The 14,319-nt window shown below is 59.2% G+C and carries 10 protein-coding genes and 1 pseudogene; 4 read left to right on the plus strand and 7 right to left on the minus strand.

Going from position 1 to position 14,319, the window contains the following annotated elements; translation table 11 throughout:
• Positions 1-129: 129 nt before the first annotated feature.
• Positions 130-1,524, minus strand: coding sequence for a tRNA uridine-5-carboxymethylaminomethyl(34) synthesis GTPase MnmE (gene mnmE / locus KHO33_RS16685; protein ID WP_200565636.1), 1,395 nt, complete (start codon positions 1,522-1,524; stop codon positions 130-132).
• A 349-nt stretch (positions 1,525-1,873) separates the two neighbouring features.
• On the opposite strand from mnmE, the pseudogene KHO33_RS16690 reads away from it, so the two are divergent.
• Positions 1,874-2,284, plus strand: a pseudogene (locus KHO33_RS16690) (transcriptional regulator); the annotation flags it as partial.
• 169 nt (positions 2,285-2,453) lie between these two features.
• Here the strand turns inward: KHO33_RS16690 and yidC are convergent.
• From yidC to rpmH, 4 genes are all read right to left on the minus strand, one after another.
• Positions 2,454-4,115, minus strand: a complete 1,662-nt coding sequence (gene yidC / locus KHO33_RS16695) for a membrane protein insertase YidC (RefSeq protein ID WP_054037053.1) — start codon at positions 4,113-4,115, stop codon at positions 2,454-2,456.
• A 30-nt stretch (positions 4,116-4,145) separates the two neighbouring features.
• Positions 4,146-4,376, minus strand: a complete 231-nt coding sequence (yidD, locus tag KHO33_RS16700) for a membrane protein insertion efficiency factor YidD (protein ID WP_007180115.1) — start codon at positions 4,374-4,376, stop codon at positions 4,146-4,148.
• Positions 4,377-4,491: 115 nt separating this feature from the next.
• Complete coding sequence (gene rnpA, locus KHO33_RS16705) at positions 4,492-4,977, minus strand: ribonuclease P protein component (protein ID WP_236074682.1); 486 nt, start codon at positions 4,975-4,977, stop codon at positions 4,492-4,494.
• A gap of 29 nt (positions 4,978-5,006) precedes the next feature.
• Entirely contained in the window at positions 5,007-5,141 is a 135-nt protein-coding gene (rpmH, locus tag KHO33_RS16710; protein WP_004198824.1) for a 50S ribosomal protein L34, read from the minus strand.
• A gap of 402 nt (positions 5,142-5,543) precedes the next feature.
• Between rpmH and dnaA the strand changes: the two genes are divergently transcribed.
• The 3 genes from dnaA to gyrB all read left to right on the plus strand — a co-directional run bounded on the left by dnaA (position 5,544) and on the right by gyrB (position 11,090).
• Positions 5,544-7,181, plus strand: coding sequence for a chromosomal replication initiator protein DnaA (dnaA, locus tag KHO33_RS16715; protein WP_234480618.1), 1,638 nt, complete (start codon positions 5,544-5,546; stop codon positions 7,179-7,181).
• Positions 7,182-7,400: 219 nt separating this feature from the next.
• Entirely contained in the window at positions 7,401-8,504 is a 1,104-nt protein-coding gene (gene dnaN / locus KHO33_RS16720; RefSeq protein ID WP_054037057.1) for a DNA polymerase III subunit beta, read from the plus strand.
• 114 nt (positions 8,505-8,618) lie between these two features.
• Entirely contained in the window at positions 8,619-11,090 is a 2,472-nt protein-coding gene (gene gyrB / locus KHO33_RS16725) for a DNA topoisomerase (ATP-hydrolyzing) subunit B (RefSeq protein WP_054037059.1), read from the plus strand.
• Positions 11,091-11,936: 846 nt separating this feature from the next.
• Here gyrB and KHO33_RS16730 read toward each other — a convergent pair.
• Positions 11,937-13,007 (minus strand): COG3904 family protein, encoded by a 1,071-nt coding sequence (locus KHO33_RS16730; RefSeq protein ID WP_200565638.1) that lies wholly within the window; start codon positions 13,005-13,007, stop codon positions 11,937-11,939.
• Between the two features lie 249 nt (positions 13,008-13,256).
• Positions 13,257-14,201 (minus strand): hypothetical protein, encoded by a 945-nt coding sequence (locus KHO33_RS16735; RefSeq protein WP_200565639.1) that lies wholly within the window; start codon positions 14,199-14,201, stop codon positions 13,257-13,259.
• Positions 14,202-14,319: the final 118 nt, after the last annotated feature.

Genomic DNA, 14,319 nt, shown 5'->3' on the forward strand with positions numbered 1-14,319 from the left:
TTTTGTGTACCAAAGAAATGTGGGGATTTGGGTCAACAGATGACGTTTGATGCTCGTCCAGAGGGCTGCGCGGAAAGGCCTTATTACGCAAGCTGGGTAAGCCTTCCGTCCGAAAGTCGTCAACCCTTCTTACTTGCCGATACAAAACCGACTGAAAATCACTCCGAGCAGATCATCCGAGCTAAATTCACCAGTGATCGAGTTGAGCTGATCCTGCGCGAGGCGCAGTTCTTCGGCGAACAGATCGAGCGCTTGAGAGTTCTGATCGGCGTGCGCAGCCGCCGTCGCCAGATGCTCCTGAGCCGCGCGAAGCGCAATCAGATGCCGCTCGCGCGCGAGGTAGACGCTCTCCGCGCCGGCCTGCCAGCCGGCGATGCGCAGCAATTCCTCACGCAGCAACGCAACGCCATCGCCCCGTTTCGCCGACAGCCCCACTTCGCTGAGTTCGAGATCCGCGTCGAGTGGTGTCACCGACGGCGCGAGCCCCGTCAGGTCCGTCTTGTTCAGCACGCGCACCACCGGCACACCGCTCGGGAACCGCGCAGCGATCGTTTCGTCTTCGGCGGTCATGCCGGTGCGTGCATCGAGCAGATGTAGCACGACGTCTGCGCGCTCGATCTCGCTCCAAGTGCGCGCAATGCCGATCTTCTCCACCTCGTCTTCGGTATCGCGCAGGCCGGCTGTATCGATCACATGCAGCGGAATACCTTCGATCTGGATGGTCTGCGCGACTTTGTCGCGCGTCGTACCGGCGATCGGCGTGACGATGGCCAACTCCGCGCCGGCCAGCGCGTTCAGCAGCGACGACTTGCCGACGTTCGGCTGCCCCGCCAGCACCACTGACAAACCCTCGCGCAGCAACGCGCCCTGGCGCGCTTCGCTCAGCACGTGCACGAGGCGCTCGCGAATCCGCGTGAGCTTGCCGCGGGCGTCGGCGGCTTCGAGAAAGTCGATCTCTTCTTCCGGGAAATCGAGCGTCGCTTCGACCAGCATCCGCAGCGTGATGACCTCTTCGACCAACGCGTGGATGTCGCGCGAAAACGCACCGTCGAGCGAGCGGCCCGCCGAGCGCGCGGCGGCTTCGGTGCTGGCCTCGATCAGATCGGCGACGGCTTCCGCTTGCGCCAGATCCAGCTTGTCGTTGAGAAACGCGCGTCGCGTGAATTCGCCCGGCTCCGCAAGACGCAGACCGAACGCACGACCGGCGTCGATGCACCGCTGCAGCACCAACTGCAGCACGACCGGACCGCCGTGACCCTGCAACTCGAGCACGTGTTCGCCGGTGTAGGAGTGCGGCGCGGGAAAGTACAGGGCGATGCCGCGATCGAGCGCGCTGCCTGTGTCATCAAGGAACGGCACATAGCTCGCATGGCGCGGCGCGAGTGCCTGGCCAGTGAGCGCTTGCATCAACGGCTGCGCGGCGGCTTCCCCGACACGGCCGAACGAAATCCGCACGACCCCGATCCCGCCTCGGCCGGGGGCGGTGGCAATGGCGACGATCGGATCGGAATCGGTGGCGAGCATGGGAACGAGGCTGTCAGAAGGGATTGGATGCGCACGAGTAAGCGCCGGGCATTGTAACGCGGGGACATCCACCGGCTCTGAACTCAGGCCCGATTCCTAACGCTACATGAGTCTCATAAGACAAATAAGGATTTATCTCACACAAGCTAAGATAGCCTAAGACACATTTGCGATAGATTGGCGCCCCCGAATGCCTAAAACACACGCCACACAAGGAAAAGACAGAATTCTATAAAATCGTGAAACGCGTTATTAGCTGCCGATTTCAGGCTAAAATTAGCTTAATTGAGCAATAAAATTGCGCGTTTAGTTGTCCGCTGATTATGCGCCGAATTGCACAATCGGGCCCATGCCGACCTCCAAAGAAAAAGCAGCTTTCGCCAAACGGCTGAAAGACTCACTCCCCAAAGACATTAAGGGTGGGACCGATTTGGCCAGGGAATTCAATCTGCGTTACAGCAGTGGCCCTGCCGTCTCACCACAAACCGCGCACAAATGGCTCGCGGGTACGACGATTCCAAAGCGCGACAAGTTGCAGGTTTTAGCGACGTGGCTGCAGAAGGACGTTCACTGGCTGCACTACGGGCCGACGCCTTCCGGCAAGGCTAAGCCGCTTGCCCGTGGCGAGAAGTATCCGATGACGCCGGAAACGATCGAGTTGGTGACGAAGATGGCCAACCGCTTCGTGGGTTTGTCGCCGAAGCAGCGCAATCTGGTGGAAGAACTGATGACGGAGTTCGACGGCGGCACGCAACAGGAAACCGACGCCGCGCCTGAAGACGCATCGACATCGACAACGACAGCGAAAGATAAGGGCCAATCGGCTGAGTGATAAAAAAAGCCGCCCAGCGCAAACCGGGCGGCTTTTTCACAGCTAGCTTCTGCCTGTCAGCGGGCGCTACCACCACCCGCTGCAGGCAAGACATCAATCAGGCCGCTTTCGTCTTCGTCTGCCCCATCATCCGCGTGATGTAGTACTGCTGGGCGATCGACAGCACGTTATTCACCACGTAATACAGCACCAGACCGGCCGGGAAGAAGAAGAACATGACCGAGAACGCGATCGGCATGAACATCATCATCTTGGCTTGAACCGGGTCCGGCGGCGTCGGGTTCAGCTTGGTCTGCAGGAACATCGAGACGGCCATCAGCACCGGCAGGATGAAGAACGGATCCTGTTGCGACAGATCGTGAATCCAGAGAATCCACGGCGCGCCGCGCATTTCAACCGACGACAGCAGCACCCAGTACAGCGAGATGAACACCGGAATCTGAATCACGACCGGCAGACAGCCGCCGAACGGATTGACCTTCTCGGTCTTGTACAGCTCCATCAGCGCCGAGTTCATCTTCTGCGGATCGCCCTTGAAGCGTTCGCGCAGGGCTTGCATACGCGGCGTGATCGCCTTCATGCGCGCCATCGACTTGTAGCTTGCTGCCGACAGCGGGAAGAACACGGCCTTGATCAGCAGCGTGAGCAGCACGATCGACCAGCCCCAGTTGCCGACATAGCTGTGGATCTTCTCGAGCAGCCAGAACAACGGCTTCGCGATGATCGTGACCCAGCCGTAGTCCTTCACCAGTTCCAGACCCGGGGCGATGCCTTCGAGCATGCGCTCTTCTTCCGGACCGGCAAACAGGCGTGCGGACACATCAACCGACTGGCCCGGGGCGATGGTCGCCACCGGTTGCTTCACGCCGACGCGATACAGCGTCGGATCGATCTTTTCGACGTAGATGTCGCGCTTCGCACCTTGCTGCGGAATCCACGCCGACGCGAAGTAATGCTGCACCATCGCGATCCAGCCGTTGTCGGCCGAATTGACGAAGTCTTCCTTGTTCTTGTCGATGTCGCTGAACGTCATCTTCTGGAAGTGGTGCTGGTCGGTGTAGACAGCCGGTCCGATGAACGTGTGCGAGAAGCGCGGCGTTTCCACCGGCGTGTCGTCGCGCACCAGTTCCATATAGACCGACGGCGTAACCGGCGCGGTCCCGACGTTTTCGATCTTCGTGTCGACGCCGATCACATAGCTGCCGCGCGTGAACGTGTAGGTCTTGATGACCTTCACGCCACCCTTCACCGGCGACTCGAGGCTGAGCTGGAACGACTTGGCGTCGCCCGTCAGATCGTGCGGCTGGTTCGGCACCGGCGTGAAGACGTCGGTGTGGTTCGGGAAATCGCCGCCGAGCAGACCGGTGCGCGCCAGATACGTATGGTTCGCGGTACGGTCGAACAGCGTGATGACCAGATCGGGCTGCTTGCCGTCGCCTTGCTTGACGAGCGACAACTTCGACAGCGTGCCGCCGCGGGTGTCGATCTCGCCGTTATAGACGTCGGTGCTGAAGCTGATCAGCTGGCCCTGAGCCGCGGCAGCCGGCGCAGTGCCCGGCGCAGCAGCGTTAGTGGCCGGCAGATCGGCGGATTGGGTTCCCGGCGTCGTGGTTCCCGGTGCGGCGCTACCGACGGTCTTGGTCGGGTTGGCGCTCGGGAAGAACATCGACGGGCGTCCGTGGTCGCGTTGCCAGTTGTCGAACAGCATGACCGCTGACATGAAAAAGATGACCCATAGGACGGTGCGTTTGATATCCATGCGTTGTCTCAGTGTCGATGGAACGGCGCGTCAGCGCTTTTCAGAAGTGGGAGGCGGGACGAGATCGATGCCGCCCGCGGAAAACGGGTGGCAGCGGCAAATACGCCTGGCGGCGAGATAAGTCCCGCGCGCGGCGCCATGATACTGGATTGCTTCGCGCGCGTAATCAGAGCAGGAAGGGTAAAAACGGCACCGGTTGCCGAGCATGGGGCTGACGGCAACCTTGTAGAAACGCAATAAAGCGATGAGTACCGTTTGCATGACTGGTGCGGCCTGACGGCGCCGCGCAACGTGGAGTACCGGGCGACGCCCGCGCAGCCTGGCTGCCCGACCTACTTTGGCGGCCTGTACTGCAAAGCGGGCGGTCACTTGAGCGTCATTCCGTCTTGGGCGCTTCCGCGGGCGGCGCCTCGCGACGGACAATTTCGCGCGCTGCTTTATCGAGCAGCGTCTCTATTTCGCTGCGGCACAGCGCCCTCAACGGCGGCGACGAGGCGCTCGGCAAAGCTTTCTTGTCGAAGCGCGTGTGCAGACGCAACAGCACATCCCAACCGCCGAATTCCGCGCGACGCAGCCGGAAGGCTTCACGCGCGAGTCGACGTACCAGATTACGCGTGGCCGCGCGCGGCGCATACTTCTTGCCGATCACGAGACCTAAGCGAGCGTCGTTACCGGTGGGCCGGCCGTACACCACGAAGTGCGCGGTGCGGCGCCACGGGCGCAAACGAAAAACGGATGAAAATTCATCCGTTTTCAGTAGCCTTGCGGCTTTGGGGAAGGCGGCTTGCGCTCGCAACGGAATCGAGCCCAGTTGCGGCGCCCCAGCCGCTCCCGCTTCACCGCGGGCTTCGCCTGTAGACACAGACAGAGCGCGCAATCCGCTCGCCAACCTTAGATGGCGAGGCGCTTGCGGCCCTTCGCGCGACGTGCGTTGATGACCTTGCGGCCACCTGCGGTCTTCATGCGAACGCGGAAGCCGTGGGTGCGCTTGCGACGGGTAACGGAAGGTTGGTAAGTACGTTTCATGTTGCTCTCACTTGATCGACTGATCGAAAATTAACCGCACGATCATCGCTGAAGCGGCAATGGCCGGAGGTTTACAGAATTGGTTTTCGCGGAACCCGCTATTTAAACCGGTTTTCTTTTGGCCGTCAATAGTTTAGCCTGCTTCGGCCTGACCCCAAGAGGAGTTCGCCAGATGATCCGTCCCTGTGGATAACTCCCTTTCGCCGACGATTTGGCGTTAGAATCTCGCCTTACTTCCCAAAAATTCTGCACGCCGCTCCGGCTCGCTTGCCCCGCAAACCCTTGTGGCACAAGCGCCTGGAGCCATTACGCCTGGTTCGGCCTGACTGCTCAGGGCCTTGTTGCGTACGCGCGACAGGGGCAGCGGCGAACCGCCGTGCACATCATAACGACAGCAACTCGATGAACGATTTCTGGCAACACTGTTCCGCATTGCTGGAGCGCGAGCTAACGCCCCAGCAGTACGTGACGTGGATCAAACCGTTGGCCCCGGTCGCCTTCGACGCCGCTGCGAACACGCTTAGCATCGCTGCGCCGAACCGCTTCAAGCTCGACTGGGTCAAGAGCCAGTTCTCCGGCCGCATCGCGGATATGGCCCGCGATTTCTGGCACGCTCCGGTCGACGTGCAGTTTGTGCTGGACCCGAAAGCAGGCATGCGCGCCCCCGCGGCGACGTCGGCGCCGGCTCCGTCGCGTCCGTCTTCCGCGCCTGGTGCAATGGGCGGCGGCCATTCGTCGGGTGCAAACGGCGGTGGGGCCGCCGTGGACGCAGCCGTCGGCGCCGTACAAGCGTCGCAGGCCGCGCGCGCCAATGGCGCGAACAGCGCGATGGCGACCCTCAACGCGAATGCACGCGCTGCCGCTGACCACAACGCGAACGCACGCGCGGCCGCTGAAGATGCCGCCGACCTCGATCTCCCGAGCCTCGACGCGAACGAAGCCGCTGCCGCCCGCCGCACGTGGCGCCCGGGCCAAAGCGCGAGCTCGAACGGCAACGGCGACAACGACTCGATGTACGAGCGTTCGAAGCTCAACCCCGTGCTGACCTTCGACAACTTCGTGACCGGTAAGGCCAACCAGTTGGCGCGCGCCGCGGCGATTCAGGTTGCGGACAACCCCGGTATCTCGTACAACCCGCTGTTTCTGTATGGCGGCGTGGGTCTGGGCAAGACCCACCTGATCCACGCGATCGGCAACCAGCTTCTAATGGACAAGGCCGGCGCGCGGATTCGCTACATCCACGCGGAACAATATGTGTCCGACGTGGTGAAGGCTTACCAGCGCAAGGCGTTCGACGACTTCAAGCGCTACTACCACTCGCTCGACCTGCTGTTGATCGACGATATTCAATTTTTCTCAGGCAAGTCGCGCACACAAGAGGAATTCTTCTACGCGTTCGAGGCGCTGGTCGCGAACAAGGCGCAGGTGATCATCACCAGCGACACGTATCCGAAGGAAATCTCCGGCATCGACGACCGCCTGATCTCGCGCTTCGACTCCGGCCTGACGGTGGCGATCGAGCCGCCCGAGCTGGAAATGCGCGTCGCGATTCTGATGCGCAAGGCGCAATCGGAGTTCGTGAGCCTGAATGAAGACGTCGCGTTCTTCGTCGCCAAGCATCTGCGCTCGAACGTGCGTGAACTGGAAGGCGCGCTGCGCAAGATCCTCGCGTATTCGAAGTTCCACGGCCGCGAAATCACGATTGAAGTGACAAAAGAAGCGCTGAAAGACCTGTTGACGGTGCAAAACCGGCAGATTTCGGTGGAAAACATCCAGAAGACCACGGCTGACTTCTACAGCATCAAGGTCGCGGATATGTATTCGAAGAAGCGTCCGGCGAACATTGCGCGGCCGCGGCAGATCGCGATGTATCTGGCGAAGGAGCTGACGCAGAAGAGTTTGCCGGAAATCGGCGAGCTGTTTGGCGGGCGCGACCACACCACCGTGCTGCACGCGGTGCGCAAGATCGCCGCCGAGCGCGGCACGGACGCGCAGTTGAACCACGAACTGCACGTGCTGGAGCAAACGCTGAAAGGTTAAGCAGGTCGGGCGGGAAATTCGACCTGTTTATTTCCAAACTCGCCCCCATTTTAGTGGAGCGGTTCCGTTTTCAGGCACAATACAGGTTTAACCGCCCGGCGGCCGCGGGCGGAATTCACGCCGTGACAGGCGCTGCGTGGCGCCGGCGGGGAGCCGCGGTTGCGCGCTGTAAGGCTGGCAAGTCAGGCGCGCAGGCCGTTATATCAACGAAGGAACTCTATGCAACTGGTCAAGACCGAACGCGATAACCTCCTCAGGCCGCTGCAAACCGTGAGCGGCATCGTCGAACGCCGCCATACGTTGCCGATCCTCGCCAATTTGCTGATTACCAAGAACGGCCCTGAAGTGTCGTTCCTGTCGACCGACCTCGAGTTGCAGATCACCACGCGTGCCGATTTTGGCGTGGGCGGCGATTCGGTCGCGACCACGGTGGCAGCAAGAAAGCTCCTCGACATTCTGCGCGCCATGCCCGACGGGCAGGTCACGCTCACGCTGAACGACAAGCGTTTGACCGTGCAATCCGGCAAGAGCCGCTTTGCGCTGCAAACCCTGGCGGCCGACGAGTTCCCGACCGTCGCTCAGGCTAAAGACTACGGCGCGAACCTGGTGGTTCCCCAGAAAACGTTCCGCCAGTTGCTCGGCATGGTCCATTTTTCGATGGCCCAGCAGGACATCCGCTACTACCTGAACGGCATGCTGCTGGTGGTAGATGGTGACCAACTGATGGCAGTCGCAACCGACGGCCACCGCCTCGCGTTCTCGTCGATGAAGATCGAAGGCTCGTTCGCGCGTCAGGAAGTGATCATTCCGCGCAAGACGATTCTCGAGCTGCAGCGTCTGCTGGAAGACATCGACGACACGCTGAAGATCGACATCGCGCCGACGCAGGTGAAGTTCACGTTCGGCCAGGTCGAACTGGTGTCGAAGCTGGTGGAAGGCAAATTCCCCGACTTCCAGCGCGTGATTCCGAAGTCGCACAAGAATCAGTTCGTGATCGGCCGTGAAGAACTGCAGCGCTCGCTGCAACGCGCCGCGATTCTGACGTCGGACAAATTCAAGGGCGTGCGCTGCATTATCGAGCCGGGCCAGTTGAAGATCATGTCGACCAACGCCGATCAGGAAGAGGCGCAGGAAGAACTGGAAATCGCGTACGACGGCGACAGCGTCGATATCGGGTTCAACGTCACGTATCTGCTCGACGTGCTCGCGAACCTGAAGGTCGACATGTTGCAAGTGAGCCTTGGCGACGCCAGCTCCAGCGCGTTGATCACGATTCCCGAGAACGACGAATTCAAATACGTCGTGATGCCGATGCGCATCTAACGCGTCCAAAACCAAAGAACACACCAAGGGGCGCAGCGCCCCTTTGGCGTTTTTATGGTGTTTTGAAAAGTCCCGAGCAGCAACCTTGCAGTAACGCAGAACCGGAAAAAATCCATGACTGAAACGAACAATTCGCAACCCGATAACAGCTACGGCGCCTCCTCGATTCAGATCCTCGAAGGTCTGGAGGCGGTACGCAAGCGGCCGGGGATGTACATCGGGGATACGTCAGACGGGACCGGTTTGCATCACCTCGTATTCGAAGTGCTGGACAACTCCATCGACGAAGCGTTGGCGGGGCATTGCAACGATATCCAGGTGATCATTCACGCGGACAACTCGATCTCGATCACCGACAACGGCCGCGGTGTGCCGACCGGCCTGAAGATGGACGACAAGCACGATCCGAAGCGCAGCGCCGCTGAAATCGTGATGACCGAACTGCACGCCGGCGGCAAGTTCGACCAGAACAGCTACAAGGTGTCCGGCGGCCTGCACGGCGTGGGCGTCTCGTGCGTGAACGCGCTCTCGGCGTGGCTGCGCCTGACCATTCGCCGCGACGGCAAGAAGCACTTCATGGAATTCCACCGTGGCGTGCCGCAGAACCGCGTGATCGAAGAGATCGACGGCGTGGCTGTCTCGCCGATTCAGCTGATTGGCGACACCGAAAACCGCGGTACCGAAGTGCACTTCCTGGCTGACGAGACGATCTTCGGCAATGTCGAATATCACTACGACATTCTGGCCAAGCGGATTCGCGAACTGTCGTTCCTGAATAACGGCGTGCGGATCAAGCTGACCGACCAGCGCACGGGCAAGGAAGAAGATTTCGCGTTCGTGGGCGGCGTGAAGGGTTTTGTTGAGTACATCAACAAGAACAAGGCCGTGCTGCACCCGAACATTTTCCACATCAGCGGCGAGAAAGACGGCGTGGGCGTGGAAGTGGCGATGCAGTGGAACGACAGCTACAACGAAAACGTGCTGTGCTTCACGAACAACATTCCGCAGCGCGACGGCGGCACCCACCTGACCGGGTTGCGTGCGGCGATGACGCGCGTGTTGAACAAGTACATCACCGATCACGAAGTCGCGAAGAAAGCGAAGGTCGAGACGGCCGGCGACGACATGCGCGAAGGGCTCTCGTGCGTGCTGTCGGTGAAGGTGCCGGAGCCGAAGTTCAGCGCGCAGACCAAGGACAAGCTGGTGTCGTCGGAAGTGCGCGCGCCGGTGGAGGATGTGGTCGCGAAGGCGCTCGAAGAATTCCTGCTGGAAACGCCGAACGACGCGAAGATCATTTGCGGCAAGATCGTCGACGCGGCGCGGGCGCGCGATGCGGCTCGCAAGGCGCGTGAAATGACGCGTCGTAAGGGCGTTCTGGATGGCGTGGGTCTGCCGGGCAAGCTGGCGGATTGCCAGGAGAAGGACCCGGCGAAGTCGGAAATTTATATCGTCGAGGGCGACTCGGCAGGCGGCTCGGCGAAGCAGGGGCGTGACCGGAAGTTTCAGGCGATCTTGCCGCTGCGCGGCAAGGTGCTCAACGTGGAGAAGGCGCGCTATGACAAGCTGCTTTCTTCGGAGCAGATTGTGACGCTGATTACTGCGCTGGGTTGCGGGATCGGCAAGGAAGACTACAACCTCGACAAGCTGCGTTATCACCGCATCATCATCATGACCGATGCTGACGTGGACGGCGCGCACATCCGCACGCTGCTGCTGACGTTCTTCTATCGTCAGATGCCGGACATGATCGAGCGTGGGTATATCTATATCGCGCAGCCGCCGCTGTTCAAGATCAAGGCGGGTAAGGATGAACGGTATTTGAAGGATGAGGCTGAGGTTAATGCTCACATCCTGAAGCTGGCGTTGCAGGGGTCGGAGTTGTTGGCTTCGGAAGGGGCTACGCCGATTACTGGGGATGCGCTTGGGGAGTTGGCTCGGGCTTATTTGCTGGCTCAAGCTGTGGTGAATCGTCTGAGCCGGTTGTATGACGCTGGGGCGCTTGAGGCTGTGATGGACGGGGTTGTTATCGACCTTTCCAGCGAGGAAGCGGCTGCGGTGTCGGCGGCGGCTCTTGAAGCGAAGCTGCGGGATGATGCGTTGAAGCCTGAGGTTAAGGTCACGACGATGTATGACCCGGTGCGTGAGCTGCGCTCGCTGCGCGTTGCGCGGACTCATCACGGTAATCAGAAGATTTCTGTGCTGGATCAGGATTTTCAGCTGACCGCTGATTACCAACAATTGATCAATACCGCTAATACGTTTAAGGGGTTGATTGGGACTGGGGCTGTCATTAAACGTGGCGAGCGGAGTATGGCTGTTACCGACTTCAAGAGCGCTATGAAGTGGTTGCTGGCTGATGCTGAACGCAATATTTCCAAGCAGCGCTATAAGGGGCTCGGTGAGATGAACCCTGGGCAGCTTTGGGAGACGACGATGGATCCGACTGTGCGTCGCTTGCTTCGTGTGCAGATTGAGGATGCTATTGCGGCTGATGGGATCTTTACTACGCTCATGGGGGATGATGTGGAGCCGCGGCGGGCTTTCATTGAGTCGAATGCGTTGAGGGCGGGGAATATTGATGTTTGAGGGTGTCTGTAGCGGGAGCCATAATATGAGATTTTGGGAAGCATCCACTGAGACATTTATCGATGAATGCGCTCCGATAGCTCATATGACGGCACCTGACTGACGTCACAGCCGCAAGAACGACGGCCACCTTGTTGAGGTGGCCGTCGTTTTCTCTACCTCGGCAAAATCATGAGGCGGCTTTTCAGGCCGACTTCTGCTGCCTGCGCTGCTCGGCAGACATACTTTTCGTGGTGCGCCAACGATTTTCTCTAGAGCGGCCCAGGGCGCAGCGTGGTGACCTAGGCTTCGTCGTTTTCTTCTCCTAGCAACCGCACGACGCCCATCGCCTCCGAAAGACCCCGTGCGGGATTAGCCATTGATGCCTCCCTCCCTGACGTCGACAAAACGTGGAATCTGGCGAAGTCGGTGACGGTGGAATGAGTGGGCGGCTGGGAAGGGTGTTGTGTGTTCGCACCAAATGAAAGCGTTCCGTGACCTCTCGTAAATGCGTTCCGTGTAGGGGGTCAAAATACCGTCAAACCCTTGCTGGACGTGGCGCGGAACGCTTCTACTGCGCTCTGTGTAATCTGCAAAAAATCTGGGGCTTCGACCCCCGGTTTTGAGAGCAATCGCGAGGCTGTAGCGTCCACGGAACGCTTCTTCCTCCCGGTATAGGAGTGATTCAGCTCCTGCAGTAGATTTGCCCGAAAAAAGCCGGGAGGCGCACCGTTAGATTGGCACCTCCACAATTTTCCCAGAATCTTGCGCATACAGCTCTTTCGGCAAGTCAGGTGTACCGCTTCCGTGGCAACAGCCTGGTGGCTATCGTCAGCGCCGCGACGGGCATCGCTTCGAAATGCACCACTATTGGCCTACTTGTGGGTGGAAGCGGCAGTTGCTGACAAAATCCTGGATTTTGTCGCGAACTCCGCTGATATCCACGGCGCCTGTGTTCCCAACGGCTCCGTCCGCCGCCACCCAAGTCGCCATGGTCTTCGAGGTCAACAGCTTCTGGACCTCCGCGGGCGCGAGAACGCGCGTTACCCAGATTGTTGAGTCATTCGGGGCAAGGCCATCGTTCGCGCTGCCTTTTCGCTTAGTTTGAATCGTCTGCTCGTCGAAAGTGAAGAAGGACTGCGTCGCCCAGTCATACTTCTGCTTCGCATCTTGGGGGGTGGTGACGATGCCCCCCATCAATAGCAGTTGGCCGTCGCGAGCACAGCTGAAGATGAAGCGAGCGCTGTAGCTTGTGTATTTCTGCTCGACGCGGAGGTACGTCGAACCGTTGACCTGCTTCAACTCTGCCGTCGTTTGCTCGATACCGTTATTTGAGAAGTGAAGCCTGCTGGCTTCCGCCGCGCTTAGCCAGAGAATGTCATTGGGCTGAATCGACGCTGAGGCAGAGAATGCCAACGCATCGACTCCCATTCGTTGGAGGTAGGCGACCAACATGCCGCTGACTTCCTGGCTCGTGCCGTTGCCTATGTCATTGCCCGGTGAGTAGAACTGGTGAATGCCGAGCCTTGTGTTACCGCCGGAATAATATCGGCCGCGGCCGCCGGCAAACGCGTAGGCGCACGCACTCGCGCAGACGCCGCTCGTGACCATCCCTCCGTAAGCGTACCTAGCGATGCCAGTGTCGAAGCCAAGCTTCCTAATAGTGTTGCCCAGCGCCACTCCGCCGATTAGCGAACCGCCAGGAGAATTAAACAACACCATGCTACGGTCGATGTGATTCGCGCGAACGAACTGTTCCAGCTCGCTCGCGCTGGTGGCGGTTATCTCGCCGTCGGCATAGATTCGTGTGGTGTCTCCATGTTGGTCCATCCACGTAACGACGTCCGGGAGGCTGTGCTTGGGTGCAATGAACGTCATCGCGTTTGCGGCACTACTTGCGAAGCCGAAAACCGTCAAAATTAGTCTCAGTGTTTTCATAGTTTTACACCCCGTATTTCCCTCGAATGCACCTCTCTGCGGCGGTGATACTCTACCTAACGTCTCGTCTTCCGATAGCTGTTAAATGTTGTTCGGACTTGTTCAGTCCTTCGGACGATGCTGTATCAAATAGCCCCCGAGATTTACCCAACCTACTTCACCTTGTAGAGAATTATTTGTGTCTGTGGCAATCGCGGCCGGCACAGTGTTATTGACGTACCCAAATTCATGGAGAGCCGTTGAGTCAGTTCACCAATGAAGCGAAACGAGATTCACCTGGTCGGACCTCCGCGGCGCATATTCAATGGGCATGTCATAACCCAGCATAAAGAGCGCAGCCTCGACGTTCCTTTTTCCTTCTGTGCCACAACACCAACTGGCGTCAGAGACCGTGATTGCTTCGGCAATAATCCAGTTGAGTTGCACGGCGCATCTTGCCCATTGAATTGCGCCAGAGTCGCTGTGGGTCAGTTTCGCGAATCGATACAGACCTGACGAGGGGTTACGATTGCGGCGACCTTCACCCGCGGCCCAACGGAAGTGAAGTTCGTCAGGAACCGACGATGAACGTTCATTTTCTGGCAAAGACTCAAGATATAAGCGGACCAGATAGCCCGTGCCTGCTCCAACTCGTCCGTCGTAGATGACGCCCGCGCACGCCAAAGCAAAAAATTTGACCCATGTTGCATTCATCGTAAGTCCCGACCGTTCACGCTGCCCAAACAGTGAGAGGTCTACTTTGTCCATCAGCAACGCTTCTGTGGCCGCGCGCAGATTGGTGAGCAGGAGATGCTTAGAGTTGTTCGCCTGCATCATAAAGCGGTCGATACGCGATTGTCGACCGCCGAACGCCCAGTCGACTGTGGCGAACAGTGCTGCACGCAACCAGAGCCACTCCCAGGTCTGGCAATCCGCTCGGACGGCTCGTGAAATCTTACGGTCGATGACACGCAGCCGGGCATTGTTGTCTTCGAGGTAACCGCCATCCCACCAATACGACTTGAACAATTGCTGAAGGCTGGTCACCTTCACTCTACGACCAAGGCGTGTGTCGTAATCGGCAGGAAGACGCCGGCTGTTTGTAAAGTCCAACGTGAGCGATAGAGGTTCCTTTCCTGACAGCAGTTTGCCAAAAAACGCTACGAAGCCGGGGACCATTCCGGAAGCTAGATATTCCTCTCGTGAAATTTCCATAATCGAACTGACCTTGCCCCTGTTTAGCGAATCCCATAGCTGAGAGATTTATGCGGCTCGTCCCTGTTGAGCGGCGAACCAGTTTTTCTCGAACGTCATGGGGCTGACGTAGTCGAGC

This window comes from Paraburkholderia nemoris (assembly GCF_905221015.1).
In the GTDB taxonomy this organism is placed as follows: Bacteria; Pseudomonadota; Gammaproteobacteria; order Burkholderiales; family Burkholderiaceae; genus Paraburkholderia; species Paraburkholderia nemoris.

What these genes read in the sequence shown, in the direction of transcription:
- mnmE (WP_200565636.1), bottom strand. Translation starts at nt 1,524, where the DNA reads ATGCTCGCCACCGATTCCGATCCGATCGTCGCCATTGCCACCGCCCCC.
- yidC (WP_054037053.1), bottom strand. Translation starts at nt 4,115, where the DNA reads ATGGATATCAAACGCACCGTCCTATGGGTCATCTTTTTCATGTCAGCG.
- yidD (WP_007180115.1), bottom strand. Translation starts at nt 4,376, where the DNA reads ATGCAAACGGTACTCATCGCTTTATTGCGTTTCTACAAGGTTGCCGTC.
- rpmH (WP_004198824.1), bottom strand. Translation starts at nt 5,141, where the DNA reads ATGAAACGTACTTACCAACCTTCCGTTACCCGTCGCAAGCGCACCCAC.
- dnaA (WP_234480618.1), top strand. Translation starts at nt 5,544, where the DNA reads ATGAACGATTTCTGGCAACACTGTTCCGCATTGCTGGAGCGCGAGCTA.
- dnaN (WP_054037057.1), top strand. Translation starts at nt 7,401, where the DNA reads ATGCAACTGGTCAAGACCGAACGCGATAACCTCCTCAGGCCGCTGCAA.
- gyrB (WP_054037059.1), top strand. Translation starts at nt 8,619, where the DNA reads ATGACTGAAACGAACAATTCGCAACCCGATAACAGCTACGGCGCCTCC.
- KHO33_RS16730 (WP_200565638.1), bottom strand. Translation starts at nt 13,007, where the DNA reads ATGAAAACACTGAGACTAATTTTGACGGTTTTCGGCTTCGCAAGTAGT.
- KHO33_RS16735 (WP_200565639.1), bottom strand. Translation starts at nt 14,201, where the DNA reads ATGGAAATTTCACGAGAGGAATATCTAGCTTCCGGAATGGTCCCCGGC.